Source organism: Nodosilinea sp. LEGE 07298 (assembly GCF_015207265.1).
Taxonomy (GTDB): Bacteria; Cyanobacteriota; Cyanobacteriia; order Phormidesmidales; family Phormidesmidaceae; genus Nodosilinea.
Genome location: NZ_JADEXE010000171.1, coordinates 1 through 14,632, shown reverse-complemented (window position 1 = coordinate 14,632; position 14,632 = coordinate 1). Strand labels below are relative to the sequence as shown.

General features: G+C 54.3%; 14 protein-coding genes. 5 read left to right on the top strand and 9 right to left on the bottom strand.

The window, feature by feature from the left end:
• Nucleotides 1-3,076: WD40 repeat domain-containing protein (locus IQ273_RS20855; RefSeq protein WP_194025090.1), on the top strand; the 3,076-nt coding region annotated here is incomplete at its 5' end.
• Between the two features lie 135 nt (nt 3,077-3,211).
• Here the strand turns inward: IQ273_RS20855 and IQ273_RS20850 are convergent.
• From IQ273_RS20850 to IQ273_RS20840, 3 genes are all read right to left on the bottom strand, one after another.
• Nucleotides 3,212-3,604 (bottom strand): RidA family protein, encoded by a 393-nt coding sequence (locus tag IQ273_RS20850; protein WP_313898187.1) that lies wholly within the window; start codon nt 3,602-3,604, stop codon nt 3,212-3,214.
• 263 nt (nt 3,605-3,867) lie between these two features.
• Nucleotides 3,868-4,503: a LysE family translocator gene (locus tag IQ273_RS20845; RefSeq protein ID WP_194025089.1), complete on the bottom strand. Its 636-nt coding sequence runs from the start codon at nt 4,501-4,503 to the stop codon at nt 3,868-3,870.
• A 669-nt stretch (nt 4,504-5,172) separates the two neighbouring features.
• Nucleotides 5,173-6,627, bottom strand: coding sequence for a tetratricopeptide repeat protein (locus tag IQ273_RS20840; RefSeq protein ID WP_194025088.1), 1,455 nt, complete (start codon nt 6,625-6,627; stop codon nt 5,173-5,175).
• Between the two features lie 703 nt (nt 6,628-7,330).
• Here IQ273_RS20840 and IQ273_RS20835 point away from each other — a divergent pair.
• Complete coding sequence (locus tag IQ273_RS20835; protein ID WP_194025087.1) at nt 7,331-7,693, top strand: hypothetical protein; 363 nt, start codon at nt 7,331-7,333, stop codon at nt 7,691-7,693.
• 136 nt (nt 7,694-7,829) lie between these two features.
• On the top strand, nt 7,830-7,967 hold the full coding sequence (locus IQ273_RS20830; RefSeq protein WP_194025086.1) for a hypothetical protein: 138 nt from the start codon (nt 7,830-7,832) through the stop codon (nt 7,965-7,967).
• A gap of 88 nt (nt 7,968-8,055) precedes the next feature.
• Here the strand turns inward: IQ273_RS20830 and IQ273_RS20825 are convergent, their stop codons facing one another.
• Nucleotides 8,056-8,400, bottom strand: a complete 345-nt coding sequence (locus IQ273_RS20825; protein ID WP_194025085.1) for a nucleotidyltransferase family protein — start codon at nt 8,398-8,400, stop codon at nt 8,056-8,058.
• Nucleotides 8,391-8,807: a nucleotidyltransferase substrate binding protein gene (locus IQ273_RS20820; RefSeq protein WP_194025084.1), complete on the bottom strand. Its 417-nt coding sequence runs from the start codon at nt 8,805-8,807 to the stop codon at nt 8,391-8,393. Before IQ273_RS20820 ends, IQ273_RS20825 begins: the two co-directional genes overlap by 10 nt.
• A gap of 380 nt (nt 8,808-9,187) precedes the next feature.
• On the opposite strand from IQ273_RS20820, the gene IQ273_RS20815 reads away from it, so the two are divergent.
• Nucleotides 9,188-9,481 (top strand): hypothetical protein, encoded by a 294-nt coding sequence (locus tag IQ273_RS20815; RefSeq protein WP_194025083.1) that lies wholly within the window; start codon nt 9,188-9,190, stop codon nt 9,479-9,481.
• On the opposite strand, the gene IQ273_RS20810 is transcribed toward IQ273_RS20815, so the two are convergent.
• The 4 genes from IQ273_RS20810 to IQ273_RS20795 form a co-directional block, all read right to left on the bottom strand.
• Complete coding sequence (locus tag IQ273_RS20810; RefSeq protein ID WP_194025082.1) at nt 9,482-10,471, bottom strand: dienelactone hydrolase; 990 nt, start codon at nt 10,469-10,471, stop codon at nt 9,482-9,484. It abuts the gene before it with no gap.
• A 2-nt stretch (nt 10,472-10,473) separates the two neighbouring features.
• Nucleotides 10,474-11,604: a methyl-accepting chemotaxis protein gene (locus IQ273_RS20805; protein ID WP_194025081.1), complete on the bottom strand. Its 1,131-nt coding sequence runs from the start codon at nt 11,602-11,604 to the stop codon at nt 10,474-10,476.
• 83 nt (nt 11,605-11,687) lie between these two features.
• Complete coding sequence (gene glsA / locus IQ273_RS20800; protein WP_194025080.1) at nt 11,688-12,719, bottom strand: glutaminase A; 1,032 nt, start codon at nt 12,717-12,719, stop codon at nt 11,688-11,690.
• Nucleotides 12,720-12,724: 5 nt separating this feature from the next.
• Nucleotides 12,725-13,480: a MinD/ParA family protein gene (locus IQ273_RS20795; RefSeq protein ID WP_194025079.1), complete on the bottom strand. Its 756-nt coding sequence runs from the start codon at nt 13,478-13,480 to the stop codon at nt 12,725-12,727.
• A gap of 309 nt (nt 13,481-13,789) precedes the next feature.
• On the opposite strand from IQ273_RS20795, the gene IQ273_RS20790 reads away from it, so the two are divergent.
• Nucleotides 13,790-14,410: a DUF4347 domain-containing protein gene (locus tag IQ273_RS20790; RefSeq protein ID WP_194025078.1), complete on the top strand. Its 621-nt coding sequence runs from the start codon at nt 13,790-13,792 to the stop codon at nt 14,408-14,410.
• Nucleotides 14,411-14,632: the final 222 nt, after the last annotated feature.

Genomic DNA, 14,632 nt, shown 5'->3' with positions numbered 1-14,632 from the left:
ACCCTCCCACGTCCTCTGGCGATCGCTGCGCAATGCCCCCTCCCCGGTAGATATTCTGGCGGATCTAATCCAATCGCTGTCGCGGCAGCAGGAGCGAGATTTGCCGACGACGCTGGAGGGGCGGCTGGGGCGACTGTTGCACTACCTGCGCCAGGGGTGCTGTCTGGTGCTGTTGGATAATGCTGAGTCGATTTTGCAGGGCGGCGATCGCACTGGCCGCTACCGACCTGGCTTTGAGGGCTATGGCGAGGTGCTGCGCTGTATAGCCGAGACTGCCCACCAGAGCTGTGTGATTGTCACCTCGCGGGAGAAGCCAAAGGGGCTGGCGGCCTTTGAGGGGGAAACGCTGCCGGTGCGATCGCTCCAGCTTTTTGGCCTAGAGCCGCCCGACAGTCGCGCCCTGTTTAACACCAAGGGTGGCTTTCAGGCCACCGAAGCCCAGTGGCAGGCGCTGGCCGATCGCTACAGCGGCAACCCCCTGGCGCTGAAGATTGTGGCCTCATCCATTCGTGATTTTTTTGACGGCGACATTGCCCAGTTTTTGGCGGTTTCGCAGCAGGGCGGCTTTCTCTTTGACGACATTCGCGACTTGCTCGACCAGCACTTTGAGCGGCTAACCGAGTTAGAAAAAGCCGCTATGTATTGGCTAGCCATTAACCGCGAGCCCTCGGCCACTGCTGACCTTCAGGCCGACCTATTGACCTACGTGCCCCCCCGCGATTTGTGGGAATCGCTGAACTCACTGCAGCGGCGATCGCTGGTGGAGCGCAACGCCGACGGGCTCACCCAGCAGCCGGTGGTGATGGAATATGTGATTAGCCAGCTGATTGACCGCATTGCCGAGGAGGTGGCTGGGCAGACTCCCAAACTATTCATCAGTCACGCGCTGACCAAAGCCGAGGCTAAAGACTATGTGCGCGAAACCCAGGTCAATTTGATTCTTAAGCCCATTGCCGACCAGTTGATCAACCGCTTGGGCAGCGCAGCGGGCATCGCCACCGCTATTCAGAAATTGCTGCATTCGCTAAGGGGCGGCACGCCTCAGTCGATGGGCTACGCCGGGGGCAATAGCCTAAATTTGCTGCTGCAACTGCCGATTGATATCACAGGCTACGACTTTTCAAGGCTGACGGTGTGGCAGGCCTACTTGCAGGATGTGAAGCTGCACGGGGTCAACTTTGCCGGGGCCGACCTGGCCCACTGCGTGTTTACAGAATCGTTGGGCAATGTGCTGGCGGCGGCCTTTAGCCCCAATGGCCAATGGATCGCTACAGGTGATACCGACTGTCGGGTGCGGGTGTGGGATAGCCAAACGGGGCAGCTGTTGCTGATCTGCCGGGGGCACCACAACTGGGTGCGGGCCGTAGCCTACAGCCCAGATGGTCGGCTGATTGCTAGCTGCGGGGCCGACCAGACGATTCGCCTATGGACGGCTGAGGATGGTATCGCGGTAAAAACCCTAACCGGCCACGGCCATGAGGTGTTTGCGATCGCCTTCAGCCCAGATGGTCAAACCCTGGCCAGCGCCGGGGGCGACAACACCGTCAAACTCTGGGATGTGCTGACGGGCACCTGCACTCAAACCCTGGTGGGGCACGGGGACTGGGTGCGATCGCTCGCCTTTGCCCCTCACGCCATCGCCTATCCCGGTACTCTGTTAGCCAGCGGCGGAGCCGACCACCAAATCCACCTCTGGAATGCCGCGACTGGAGAGCACTTACGCACTCTAGAAGGCCACAGCGGCTGGGTGCACTCCCTCGCCTTTAGCCGTGACGGGCAGCTGCTGGACGGCACCCTCAAACTCTGGGACTGCCGCAGCTGGGACTGCCTGGCTACCTACAGCGGCCACAACGGCAGCGTCTACAGCGTTGCCTTTAGCCCCACGGAAGACTGGCTGATCAGCAGCAGCGGCGATCGCACCATTAAGCTCTGGGACTGGCATACCGATACCTGCCTGCAAACCCTCCACGGCCATCAGAACGAGGTGTGCGCGGTGGCGGTACACCCCGACGGTCACCGACTGGTGGGGGTTAGCCTCGACCAATCGGTGAAGCTGTGGGATATCGCCACCGGCCACTGCCTGCGCACCTGGGAGGGCCACACCGACTGGGCGCTGCCGGTGGCCTTTAGCCCGGACGGGCGCTATTTAGCTAGCGGCAGCAACGACAAAACCGTGGTGCTGTGGGATTGGCGCACCGGAAAGCCACTTAGAACCCTGAGCGGCCACGGCGATTTTGTCTACGGTGTGGCCTTTAGCGCCGACGGTCAAATTCTGGCCAGCGGCAGCACCGACTGCACGGCGCGGCTGTGGGAGGTGGCAACGGGGAATTGCATTCAGGTGTTGCAGGGCCATGGGGATTGGATTAATGCGATCGCGTTTCACCCCAGCGCCGCAATTTTGGCCACTGGCAGCGCCGACTGCACGGTCAAACTGTGGGATTGCGCCACGGGCCGCTGCCTGCATACCCTGAGCCAGCACACCGCCAAGGTGCTCGGCGTGGCGTTTAGCCCCAATGGCAGCTTGCTCGCCAGCTGCGGAGCCGACCAGACCATTCGCCTTTGGGAAACGGCTACGGGCAAGCTGCTCAAAACTCTGACGGGCCACGATAGTCGGGTGTGGTCGGTGGCGTTTAGCCCCTGCGGGCGCACTCTGGCTAGCGGCAGCACCGATCAATCGATTCGCCTGTGGTCGGTGGCGACGGGAGATTGCATTCAGGTGCTCAGGGGCCACCGCAACTGGGTGTTTGCGGTGGCGTTTAGCCCAGACGGTACGCGCTTGGCCAGCGCCGCCCACGATCACACCATGCGCATTTGGGATGTGGCGACGGGGGATTGTTTGCAGATTTGCGAGGGGCACCAGCACCTGGTGTCGTCGCTGGCGTTTAGTGCGGATGGGGGTGCCATTGCTACCGGCTCTCAAGACCAGACGGTGCGAATTTGGGATGCGGCGATGGGGGACTGTTTGCGGGTGCTGATTGCGAAGCGGCTTTATGAGGGCATGAATTTGAGCGGGGCTACGGGGCTGACCCCGGCGACGCGGGCGACGTTGCAAATGCTGGGCGCGATCGGGGTTTAACGGTACAGTTCAGCGGGCACAGATCGCCTCTCGAACTTTAAGAAAAAGACCGACTTATTTCGCTGAAACCAAATTTTTGGGCGGTTGATCTGCACTTCAACTCAATTCGATCACTAAGATTTAATCGCGCTCACGCTATTCATTTTTTACAGCAGTTCCCATTACTTTGATTTTGCTATTGAATGGCAATGCTGCTGCCTGGTAAATCGTTCTAGCAGGTCGTTTGCCCTCTGGAAAAAGATCGGCGAACAAGGCGTTTACCTCATTCAGATCAGCAAGGTCAACAAAAGCAATATCGACGAAGACGATTTCATGGGGTGAAAACCCAGCCGCTTTGACAGCAGCAAAAAAGTTAGCAAACGAACGCTCTGCCTCTTCACGCGCAGAACCAGGTACATATTGTCCAGAAATATCAACAGAAACTTGACCGCTGACGTAGCATACATTACCTACGACAACCGCATGGCTGATTGGCATCGACCACTGGGGTAGCCCCTCTCCCTGTGTAATAAATCTTCGCTCACTCACTAGAAAGCTCCTTGCAAACAACTTGAATGTTAGACTGCCACAACAATCGAATCGTTCGATCAGTGTATCTCACCTTTCAAAAGCGTGCTTGCAATTTTGACTAATTTCTCTCCACTTTGCGACTTAATCAATACCATAAACCGCTGTCTAACTGATCACTTCTAATTTGCTTAATCTTGAACACCAAACAGATTACTTTTAAACCACCGTCAACACCTAAAAACAAAGCTGCCCAACGATTTGTTAGCGTGCTCCGCAATCGATCATGACTGTCTAGTAGATGCAGCGAGCTTAAAGCCTAAAGCAATCATCATGCCCCCTGCTGCTCGGTCGATCCAAGACTTGTAGTGCAAGTAGACTCTTCGAGGGACATTGGAGGAAAGAACAAGGGCAACCAAGGTGTACCAGACTGTTTCGATCGTAAAGACGAGACCCGCAACACCGAAATTGAACACAAGTGATGACTCGATCGGTAGAAAAGCGGCAAAAACACTAGCATATACAACAGCAGTTTTAGGGTTACTGATTTGAGTAGTAAGCCCCAACGCAAAAGATTGGATAGCGGTTGTGGACCTTGAAGCTGAGTCAATCGTATCGCTAATGAGCGGTTTTTTTGCACCTACCCAAATACGTAGGCCTAAGTATGCAAGATACAGACCTCCTATAACCCTAAGTGCCCAATAAAGAGATGGAATAGCAAACAGCAGTCCATGCAATCCAAGTAAAGCAGCAATTGCAAAGACTAACCCACCAATGCCCATTCCAAAGGCAGCATATATGCCATCGGGTCGTGACCTAGCAATCGCTGTGCGAGCCACCATAACAAAGCTTGGGCCTGGACTTGCGGCACCTAAGGCGATCGCGGTTCCAATGCCGAATAAAGCTGCTGCTTGTTGCATCGTTTATTCCTCTAATGAAATTAAGTTAATAGGTTGGGTCGAGTTTGCGAAACCCAACACTTAAAGAAACGGCACAACTATTCAGCCAGAATAATTCAGGAACTGGATGAAGATATCATCCCTCAAAACACAATGTTTTAAGAGTAAGGCCCTCTTGATCTTGTTGGGTTTCCTTCGTCAACCCAACTACAGGAGATTTGCGATCGCACTACGAGAAATCTGCAATCGCTCTCAAATAGAAATTAATGTTCTAGAAATATTTAGTTTTTACACCCATTTTTGTCGCACGTAATCTTCTCTTGACTCACTATCCAGTGACTAGGATTTTGTTGAGTGTCAAAACCACATCCTGTTTGCCCCCCTTTGCTTCCCTTATGAATTTCCCCTGTCTGAGTGTTTTTTACAGCCATATTAAATTTCTCCTTTCAGGCTTATTGTCGATACTAACAATGTACACAGCTATATTCTAGACCGCTCAATAACTTTTGTTCTGTCTAACATCCTCGGTTAAGATGATTGGCTCGCAGAGGTAGGTTGGGTGGCATGGAGTGAAACCCAATACTAGACTAGGCTTTGGTAGATCCTGTCGGTGCAGCACAAAACCTACAATACTCTAGGCTTAGTGGCCAGAAAATGGTAAATCAATAGGCAGAGTACGCCTTAATTTTGTTAAAACAGCTTCTTATTCCACCAAGGCTCCTTATTTTCTTCCTTTTTTAGCTCTTTCACTTTCGTCTGCAAAGCTGCTATCAAAGATAATTTATTCTCTTGATAGAGTAGCTTGATCGCGATCTGGAAACAGTTGATTGCTTCTTGGGTCCTTTTTCTTGAAATATTTAAGTAGCCAAGCCTAATATAAGCATCTATATGATTTGCATCTAGTTCAAGAACTTTCTGTAAGTCGACTTCACTCTGGCGGAGGTTGCCAACTTGAGGATAAATGGAACCCCTGTTAAAGTACGCTTGTGTATAATTAGGATCTCTGAGGATAACTTCGCTAAAGTCCAAAATTGCTGCTTCGTAGCTCTTTAAATTTTGGAAACAGATTGCTCTCTGAAAGTAAAAATCAACAATTGAACTTTCATTACAGTGATGCTCGATAAGAAATGAGAGATCCTTCGCAGCGTTCTTATAATCCTTGAGGCATAGAAAAGCATTTGCCCTCTGATAATACCCTGAGAAATCCTGTGAGTTCAAGCCAATGAAACAAGTGAGGTCTTTGACTGAACTCTGATAATCTCCAATCTGCGTTAGAAGACATCCTCTTAGGAAACGAGTCTCTGCATGATTAGGTTCCAAGTGGATGATGTTGTCGTAGTCGGCAATCGCGCTCACATACTCTTCAAGAGCAAGGTAAGCCTTTGCTCTACTAAAGTGAGCAGAAATATTTTTCTCATCAAGCCTAATAACCTGACTGAAATCACCAACCGCTTTGCTAAAATCTTCTAAACTAAGATGCAGGGAGCCTCTGCTACTATACGCAGCCACTAAGTCAGCGTTCAATTCAATAGCTTTTGAATAATCTTTGATGGCTTCAGATACTTTTCCTAAAAAAGCTAGAGTTGTACCCCTAGCCAAATAAATTTGTGAATTATTCTTATTTTTGGATTCTGCGATATTGAAAGAAGCTAAGGCTTTTGAGTATTCTTGATCTTGGAAAAAAGCTAAGCCTTCCTCTACGTAGGATTGCTCATCTTTAAACTTGCTGAGAAACCCTGATACTCCTCCTAAGACTCCGGATGCTGCAACATTTAAGGCACCTCCAGTGAGCTTGGCTGCTCCTAATCCAAGAGCGCCTGTAAGCGCAGCAGTATTTATTAGAACATTACCCGTCACTTTGGCAGTGCCTGCTGCTGCTGAGCCAACAGCCCTTGCGGTTTTCTTAGTTTTTGACTCACCTGCCGCACCAGCAATAGCACCAACGAACAGGGCAGCTCCAAAAGCAGGAGTCGCAGCAATTCCTAAAGCTGAGAGTGCAGCTACTGCCCCTACGCCACCTAAGACAGCTCCAACCTTATTATTTCCAACTCCATCGCCCGAACCATCACCTTTCGAAGTAACCTCACCTATAGTTGCAGAGCCGAGTTCTTCACCAATCTTGCTAAATATATTGCCAATGTCCATACAGCATCTAGGCTATAGCCCACAGAACTAAGTTTACTCGTTTGGATGCTCCCATGCTGAGTATAGCTAACCTCTATGCACTACTCAGTTCTTCTAGTCATTAACTTGAATAGGAAAGGCCTATCCCTCCTTTCAACTAACTGTACTAGCTGTATCCGCAACGGCTTGTGGAAAGTTGAAGCGTTATATAGCTCACCTATAAGTGCAAAATTACTAGCTGCTAGCAGACTAACCCATGACTAGAAGGGAAGTTTTTGCTTAAATCCTTACTGGAGGGTCTTTTGTAGAAAAATTTTTGCCTAAATGCCGAGTATAGGAGCTTACGTAGAGACTTTTAGTATAAATACCTGACGGCTGGGTGTCTTGTAACCTTAAGATTCCTTTTTGACTTTTTTGACTGTGCGAAGTTACTCATCAATGATTGCCTCCTCAGCCAGGATCGCACTACGGTTGACAGGGAGCTTTTGTACCAATACTCTTTTACGTTAAGCCGTTCAGCAGAGCGGTGGTTACGCAGAACTCGAAAATCTTGGCGCTGTCTGAAGGTGGTGAGACACCAACAGACAGCTAACCCCGCAAGTCTGACCGGCAGATTGCGAGGCTAAGGTCCATCGTACCCTAGCCCCCTCAGTTTGCAATTCAAGCGTGGGTGGCTAGGGTTTTCGCGTTCTGTCTTCCTCAACCACAACTGGAGACAGAACCGATGTTTGACTATCTGGAACCCGATACCAGCGACAACCAGGAGACTCAAGGAACCGAGTCCCTGCCGCTCTCATCCGAGATTGGCGGGCAAGGCAAAGGGACTCGGTCCCTGCCGCGCTCCCTCAACCCCGAAAAAGTGCGCCACATGCTCTACGGCAGCCTGGCGGGCATCGATCGCACTATCAAAATCCTCCACGCCCTGGGCTACGCCGACCCTAACGACTGGAGCGACCCCATCCCCGCGCCGCCTGCTGCTGAGACGCGATCGCTTCGACTCCGCTCAGCGACCGGAGAAGAGATGCCAGCGTCGAGCGGAGCCGAGACGTGGATGGCCATTCTCACCAAAACCGTGCTGATTGAGTAAGCCTCTTCGTCACAGGCACCGGGTTCCTTGGCCTGTCGCCTGGTTTTGGGCAACAGCACCAGGAACCCGGTACCTGATCGCCCCTATTCGTAATCTGCGCCCTGCGATCGCCAATGTGGCACAGTAGATCGCCAATGTGGCACAGCAGTTTAATGATCTACACCCTCAGATCGCCAATGTGGCACAGCAGATCGCTAATGTGGCACAGCAGTTTAATGATCTACACCTCCAGATCGCCAATGTGGCACAGCAGATCGCTAATGTGGCACAGTAGATCGCCAATGTGGCATAGCAGTTTGGCATACTGGCATCGCTGTTTAGCATGTTGAGCCTGCTGATCATTAATTGCAAGCCTGCGATCGCTAAAGTGGCACAGCAGTTTGGCAATCGCAGCCCAGACCTTGCTGCACCACCGCATAGTCTGTCGCAATGGTTTGGTGAAATTGCTCTGGTAGCTCATGCCACCCCAGCAGATCAACCCTAAACGGCAGATCGCTCTCATCCAACGCCTCTTGCAGATCAGCGATCGTCCCCTGCTGCTGCGGTGTGGCAAACGCTACCAAATCCAGGTCAGAGTGGGGGCGCGCCGTGCCCCTAACCCGAGAGCCATAGGCCCATACGGTGGTATCTGGCAGGTGTTTTTGTACCAGCGCCAGAATAATTTGGCGCTGCTGAGGCGTCAGGGCAATGGTATTGGCTAGGTCCATGGCTGTCCGCTCATCCTTTGGTACAGGGCAGTGGCGTCGCTCAAAAAAGCTTCCATTAAGGCCAGAGCAGCCTGCGCCTTTTCTCCGCTGTAGTCGTGGGCGGTGCCGATGCGCGCATTGGCGTAGGCCATCCACAGTTCGGCAGTCGAGGCCAACAGACCGTTTTCGTTAGCCAGCCGCAGAATGGGTTTAGGGCTGTTGGGCACCTCAGGCAGGCCCAGTTCTTCGATTAAATAGCGTTTTAGCACCTTCCATAGGGCGTCATAGCAGGTCTCAAAGCGCTGAATCACCGACTCGGCCACGGCTTCTTGAATGAGCGGCGGCTGGGCGGGGTCGAGGGTTTTGTAGTTGGCGTACTGAGCCTCTAGGTGTTTGAGCGCCTTTTGCAGGTTGTCATAGTCAATCATGGTGCTAAGCAATGCTACCCGCGTTGCAGACTGCCGGGCTTAGGTCAATCGTACCGTAGCCCTCCGGTTTGCATGTCAATAGCGGGTGGCTAGGGTTTTCGGTAAGCGTCCCTGCAATTATGCTGGCTGAGCGAAGTCAGAAGCCAAAACCTACCCGAGATGTCCCCTAGCCCCTCTGGGGCGGCTGCGCCAACGACTCCGCTCAGGGGACGTGCTGTTCGCTTGAGTTTGCCTTGCCAATTTGGGAATAACCAAGCAGGATTTGGTCAAACTCAGATTTCTCAGGCGGCTTTTAAGAGAAATTCAGGTAGTGGTCACGGGGGTTTCAGAGAGAGTGGGCACTGTAGAGCACAGTTGCACTGCCCCCAGGAGCTTACTCTATGTCTTCCTCTCACCGGACAAAATCTGACCTTTCCGCCCAGGTGCTCGAAACCGCGCTGGGTAACTACATTCTGCTAGAGGTTTATCGTGATACGGAGCTGCCATCGCACCACCCCACCCCAGACAACTCCGTCCCTCGCCTTGGTCTGTGGTCTACCGCTGCGGCGACGGTGCTCGGCGGGCTGCTGGTCCTGCTGGCAATAGAGGCTACCCCTCGGGCGATCGCATCTTTCTCCACCCATGCCCAAACCACCGTTGCCGAGCTGGGCATCCCCACCAGCTGGCGGTTTTAGCTACTTGCGCTCAAAGTGAGCGATCAGCGGCTGGGGCGCGGTCAGTCGTTGAACAACCGTTTCGCGGGCCTCGGAGCATTCCCGAAGGCCCCCGTGAGCCTCTACAAACAAGCCAATTGCTTCCGCCATCAGCTCTCGCAAGTCTGTGTTGGGTTGGGTCGCCGAAAAATCGAGAAACGCTCGCCCCGTAGTGGCATTGAAGGGGTCTACAAAGGAAAAGTGGTTGGCCCCTTCTAGCAGGAGTAAATAGCTGTCGTCTCTGCCGCCCTGAATGGCTTCATGAAAGGTGCGCTCAATCGGGGTGGTAGCCCGCTCCCAGCTAATGCCGTAGCGATTGCTGCTGTTAGCAATTACCCCATCCTGGGTGCCGCCCATCAGCAGCAGGGGCAGCTGGTCAGGCAGCGGCAAAATCTTGCCCGCTGGGTAGCCCAATTGCATCACCGCTGCGGTGTGGGCACCGTAGGCAAAAGCCGCCCGCACCTGCGGAAAGAATGCGGGGCTGGCGCTTTCGATCGCCACCCTACCACCTGCCGAGTGACCGCCCAAAATGATGTGGTCTAAATCCAGCAAGCCCGCTAAAACCCCTGCGGCATTTAAGCGCTCTAGCTCGTTGAGCAGCGCTGGCAGCGCCGATGCCGTGGGGCCTTGACCGTAGCGATCGGGCATCAGCATTTTGAGATCGACCCCTGGGGTGAGGGCCACCATACCCGGCAGGTTTTCGGCCACCCACGCAAACGTCACCGCTACCAGCCCCCGCTCTACCAGGGCGATCGCCAGCCACTGGTAGAGTTCTGGCCCGCAGTTGATGCCGTTAAACAAAATCACTACTGGGAAAGGGGCCTGATCTGCATTGGCAGACACAATGCCCAGGTTCTGCTCGCGATCGCCCCCAGAGAGCTGGGCCGGGTAGAACACCTTTAGATGCAGCGTGTTGTAGGGGGGCGTTGCGCCATCGACAACGGCAGCGCGAAACAGTGCTCGTACCGTCATGGTTAAGATCTCCAGAACTCATCAACCTGTAAATGCTTCAGCTCTGCTTTGATTTCCTGGAAGTAGTCGCTCTCAGTAATTTGGGCCACCTGCTTTTGCAGCTTAGACTGGTCAATTTCGATGGTGAGTTCCTTCAACTGCTGTTTTAACTGGGTTTCGCGCTGCTGTACGTGGGCGGCCATGAGCTGAAACATGTGGGCCAGCTGGCCCAGTTCATCGTCACGCTGGGCGACGTCATCGAGCGTTGCAGGGTCAAAGGTGTCTGCGTCTACGGCGGTGGCGGCGGCGGTAACCTTATCCACCTGCTCGATGTACTGCTGCATTTCCTGGTTGTGGTGGCGCAGGGTGGCTTCGGCCTGCTTGCGATCGCCAATTTCCGCACAGATTTGTCCATACATCTGCCTAAAGGTGGCAATCACCTCTCCCAGTTCATCCCGCCGCTGGTAGCGCAGCGAGGCAAACTCGGGGGCGCTCTGGTCGTCTGCGATCGCATTCCCCGCCAGGGCCAGGTCGCGGCGCAGGGTAAGAATGGGGGTAATCAGCAACCGACTGAGCAGCACCATCATCGCCAGGGTAATAAAGGCAGCGATTAGCAACACCAGCCCTGAAATTCTAAGGATGTAGAACACCAGCGCCCGCTGGGTGCCGTCGGCGTCGTGGCGCAGCACGATCCAGTGGTTTTCGCTCAGTTCAGGCAGCATACCTTCGCCAATGCCGGTGGTTGTCCAGGCGATGTCGTAGCGGCGGCCCGCTGCTGTGGTGAAGAGCTGGCTGCGATCCTGGCGGGCGTTGGCCGTCGTCAATTCAGGTGGTTCGCCAAAGATTTCGACCAGGTTGCCCTCGCTGTCGTACACCCCGCCGCCTAAAATGCCCTGAAGCATCGGGTCGCTCTGCAACTGCTGAAGGTGCTGGGCCAGTTCTGCCCCCGTAGCAGCAGGGTAAGTGGTGACAATCCAGCGCACCTTGCCGGTGGAGACTTCTTCGATTTGGTCGAGCAGCTCGACTCGGCGGCGCTGCACCGAGGGCACTAGCAAAATCGCCTCGATCGCCACCAGGCTGACAAACATGCCCGCGATAATGCGCTGCGATAGGGGCGATCGGAAGAGACGCAGGGTGTCTTTGAGGGGCTGCATGGAGTAGGTGGATGGGTAGGTGGGGGTGTTTAGTTTTGAGTTGAGGAATTGAATTCAAAATTTAGAACTTAAACCGATGGGGCTTACCAACTATTGGTGCCTTCACTGCCGTTGATCCAAGCGGCGAGATCGCGGGGTGGGGCGGCCGCATTGAAAGGGTGCAGGCCAAAGTCTTGGGAGAGCGTCTGGCAGACCTGAATGCCGCGCACGCTGTTGCCCTTGGCATCGAGGGGGGGCGAAAAGGTGCCGATGCCCAGTTTACCGGGAGCCACGGCGGTAATGCCGCCGCCGACTCCGCTTTTGGCGGGCATGCCCACTCGGTAGGCCCAGTCGCCCGACGAGTCGTACATGCCGCAGGTGAGCATGACGCTGACTACGTCTTGCACGTAGCGCTGGTCGAGGGCGCGATCGCCCGTGACAGGGTTGATGCCGCCGTTGGCCAGCGTCGCCGCCATCAGGCTCAGATCGCGGGCGGTGACCAAAATCGAGCACTGCTGAAAGTAGAGGTCGAGGGTTTCGTCGATGCGATCGCTGACCATGCCAAAGTTGAGCATCAGGTAGGCGATCGCCCGGTTGCGGTTGCCGGTGGCTTTTTCTGACAGAAACACCGGCACATGGATGTCGTGGCTGCGGCCCGTGTAGCGGCTAAACATATCGAGCATGCGCTTGAGGCGCTCGGTGCCGTCTTTACCTTTGATCAGGTCGGCGGTGGCGATCGCACCGGCATTCACCATCGGGTTATAGGGGCGATTGGTCGCCTCATCCAACACGATGGCGTTAAACGCTTCCCCAGTCGGTTCAACCCCCACTTTGCTATTCACATAGTCGCGCCCGTGGTCTTCGAGGGCCAGCCCATAGACAAACGCTTTGGAGATCGACTGAACGGTGAAGGTCTGGTCACAGTCCCCCACCTCAAACACCTGCCCGTCGACGGTGGCGGCGGCAATGCCAAACCAGCTGGGGTCAGCCAGGGCCAGTTCTGGGATGTAGTCGGCTACGGCCCCGTCTGTCAACGGCAAATACTGGCGGTGCAAATCGCTCAGGTAGCTGCGAAAGGGCGAAGTAGTCGCCGTAATCGAGTCGGCAAATGCCTTGAGATTAGAGGAAGGAGTCATAGTATCTACTTCATCACTCGACGGGCCACCGCCTGAAATTCTTGGGTCATGGAGTGCTCGGGGTGCCGCACACAAAATACCCCCTCGCTCGCCAGTTTAATGATGTCTTCTGAGAGGGGAAACAGCCCCGCCACAGGTACCCGGTAGATCTCTTCTACCTTCTGTTTCAGCGCCTCGGGGTCTAGGCAAGCCAGCACTTTGTTCAGCACAATTTGCACATGCTTGACGTTGAGTTGTCGAGCCACATCGAGGGTGACGGCGGCCCCCTGGTAATCTTGCTTGTCGGGCCGCACAATGAGCAGCAAACAGTGGGAAATGGCGATGGTTAGAAAGGTTTCCTTCGACAGCCCTGGATGGGTGTCAATAAACAAATAGTCTAGCTCCAGGGTTTTGACCAGCTGACGAAAACCGTCGTTGAGCCGCCGCACGTCGTAGCCATCTTTGAGAATGCGGGCAATGTCGTCGGCGCTAGAACTGGCGGGCACCAAAAAGAGCTGCCCTCCCTGGGCTAGGTCTAAATTTTGGCTGACATCGTAGGCCCCGTCTTCAATTTCAGCTTCGTTCCACAAATAGCTGTTCAGCGTTTTCGCCATGCGATCGGGCTCTAGCCCAAAAATATTGTGTATTCCCGGTGATGGCAGATCGGTATCGACGACGCCCACCCGGTACCCCTGGTTGGCGACCGTTGTGGCCAAATTTGCCGTCAAGTTAGACTTGCCGGTGCCCCCTCGGTAGGAATGAATTGAAATCACTCTTGGCATGGCCCAGTGTCCCTAGGAATAACCGCAAAGATGCCACTAATCTCACAGGGGAGAATCGCCTAGATCTGTTCCTCGATATGCCACCAGGTCGATGTCATCCGGTTGAGTCCTGTGAGTACATCTGTAGCATTAGCATTACCTCCCCAACCATGAACGATGGGCTTAGTCTCTGGCAAGATCAGTTGCTGATCCACCACTGATCTACTGCGCTGATCCACCGCTGATCTTTCGCGATCGCCGACAGTTTGCCACACTTGAAACGCTAGGAGGCCACCCTGCTACCTCCAACCTCACCGTCAGGAACCGGCCATGTACCCTCCGCAGTCCCCTACCTCTAAGGCACCACCTCCCCTCCTTGAAGATTTAGTCGTCATTAGCGGTGAACCGAAGGGCTACCGATGGTTAGCACCAAAGGTTGCAGCCCAGGCCGAGGTGCTGCTGCTGAGCCCTGCTCAAGATGGGGTGGCGGCGATCGCCCAGCGGCTGACCACCTTACCCCCAGTCCGACGTTTACATTTAGTTACCCCCCACTGCTCCACAGGATTGCGCCTGGGTAGGGTCACCCTGCACTATGACAACCTGCCCGCCCATGCTAAAGCGCTGAGCCAGTGGCGATCGCGCCTGACACCCCGTGCAGAGATTGTCATCTACAACGGTGAGATGGCTCGCACTGAGGCAGGCAAGCTGCTGATCGATGTGCTGCATCACCTGACCGGGGCGGCGATCGCGGCCTGCACCGCATTTCCCAGTGCTGTACTCCCTGCGGGCCGCTGGGAGTTTGACTGTGCTACCCCACCCTCAACACCTTCACTGGCCCTACCCCTGGACCTGGTGCAGCAGTACTTGATTACACACCAAAATCGCGCCAGCAATTTACCCCCGTTAAGAGTCAGTGGCCCATTCAGCGACAGTGATCTAAAACTGACCTAAAACTGATCTTTTATCATCAGCGAATTAAAGACATATTAAAACCATGGCAGCCAAAAAAAGCGGCATTCCATTACTGGCGACGATCAAGAATCTTTGGGTGCATCCCAGTTATGCAATGAGCAATAATACTTAGTCTTGACCAGGTGCATGAACGTTAAGCTTTGAGCAGTTCAGCATAGGAACTTCATTCCCATGGATGCCGCCAAAGAAGCCCGTCTTAAA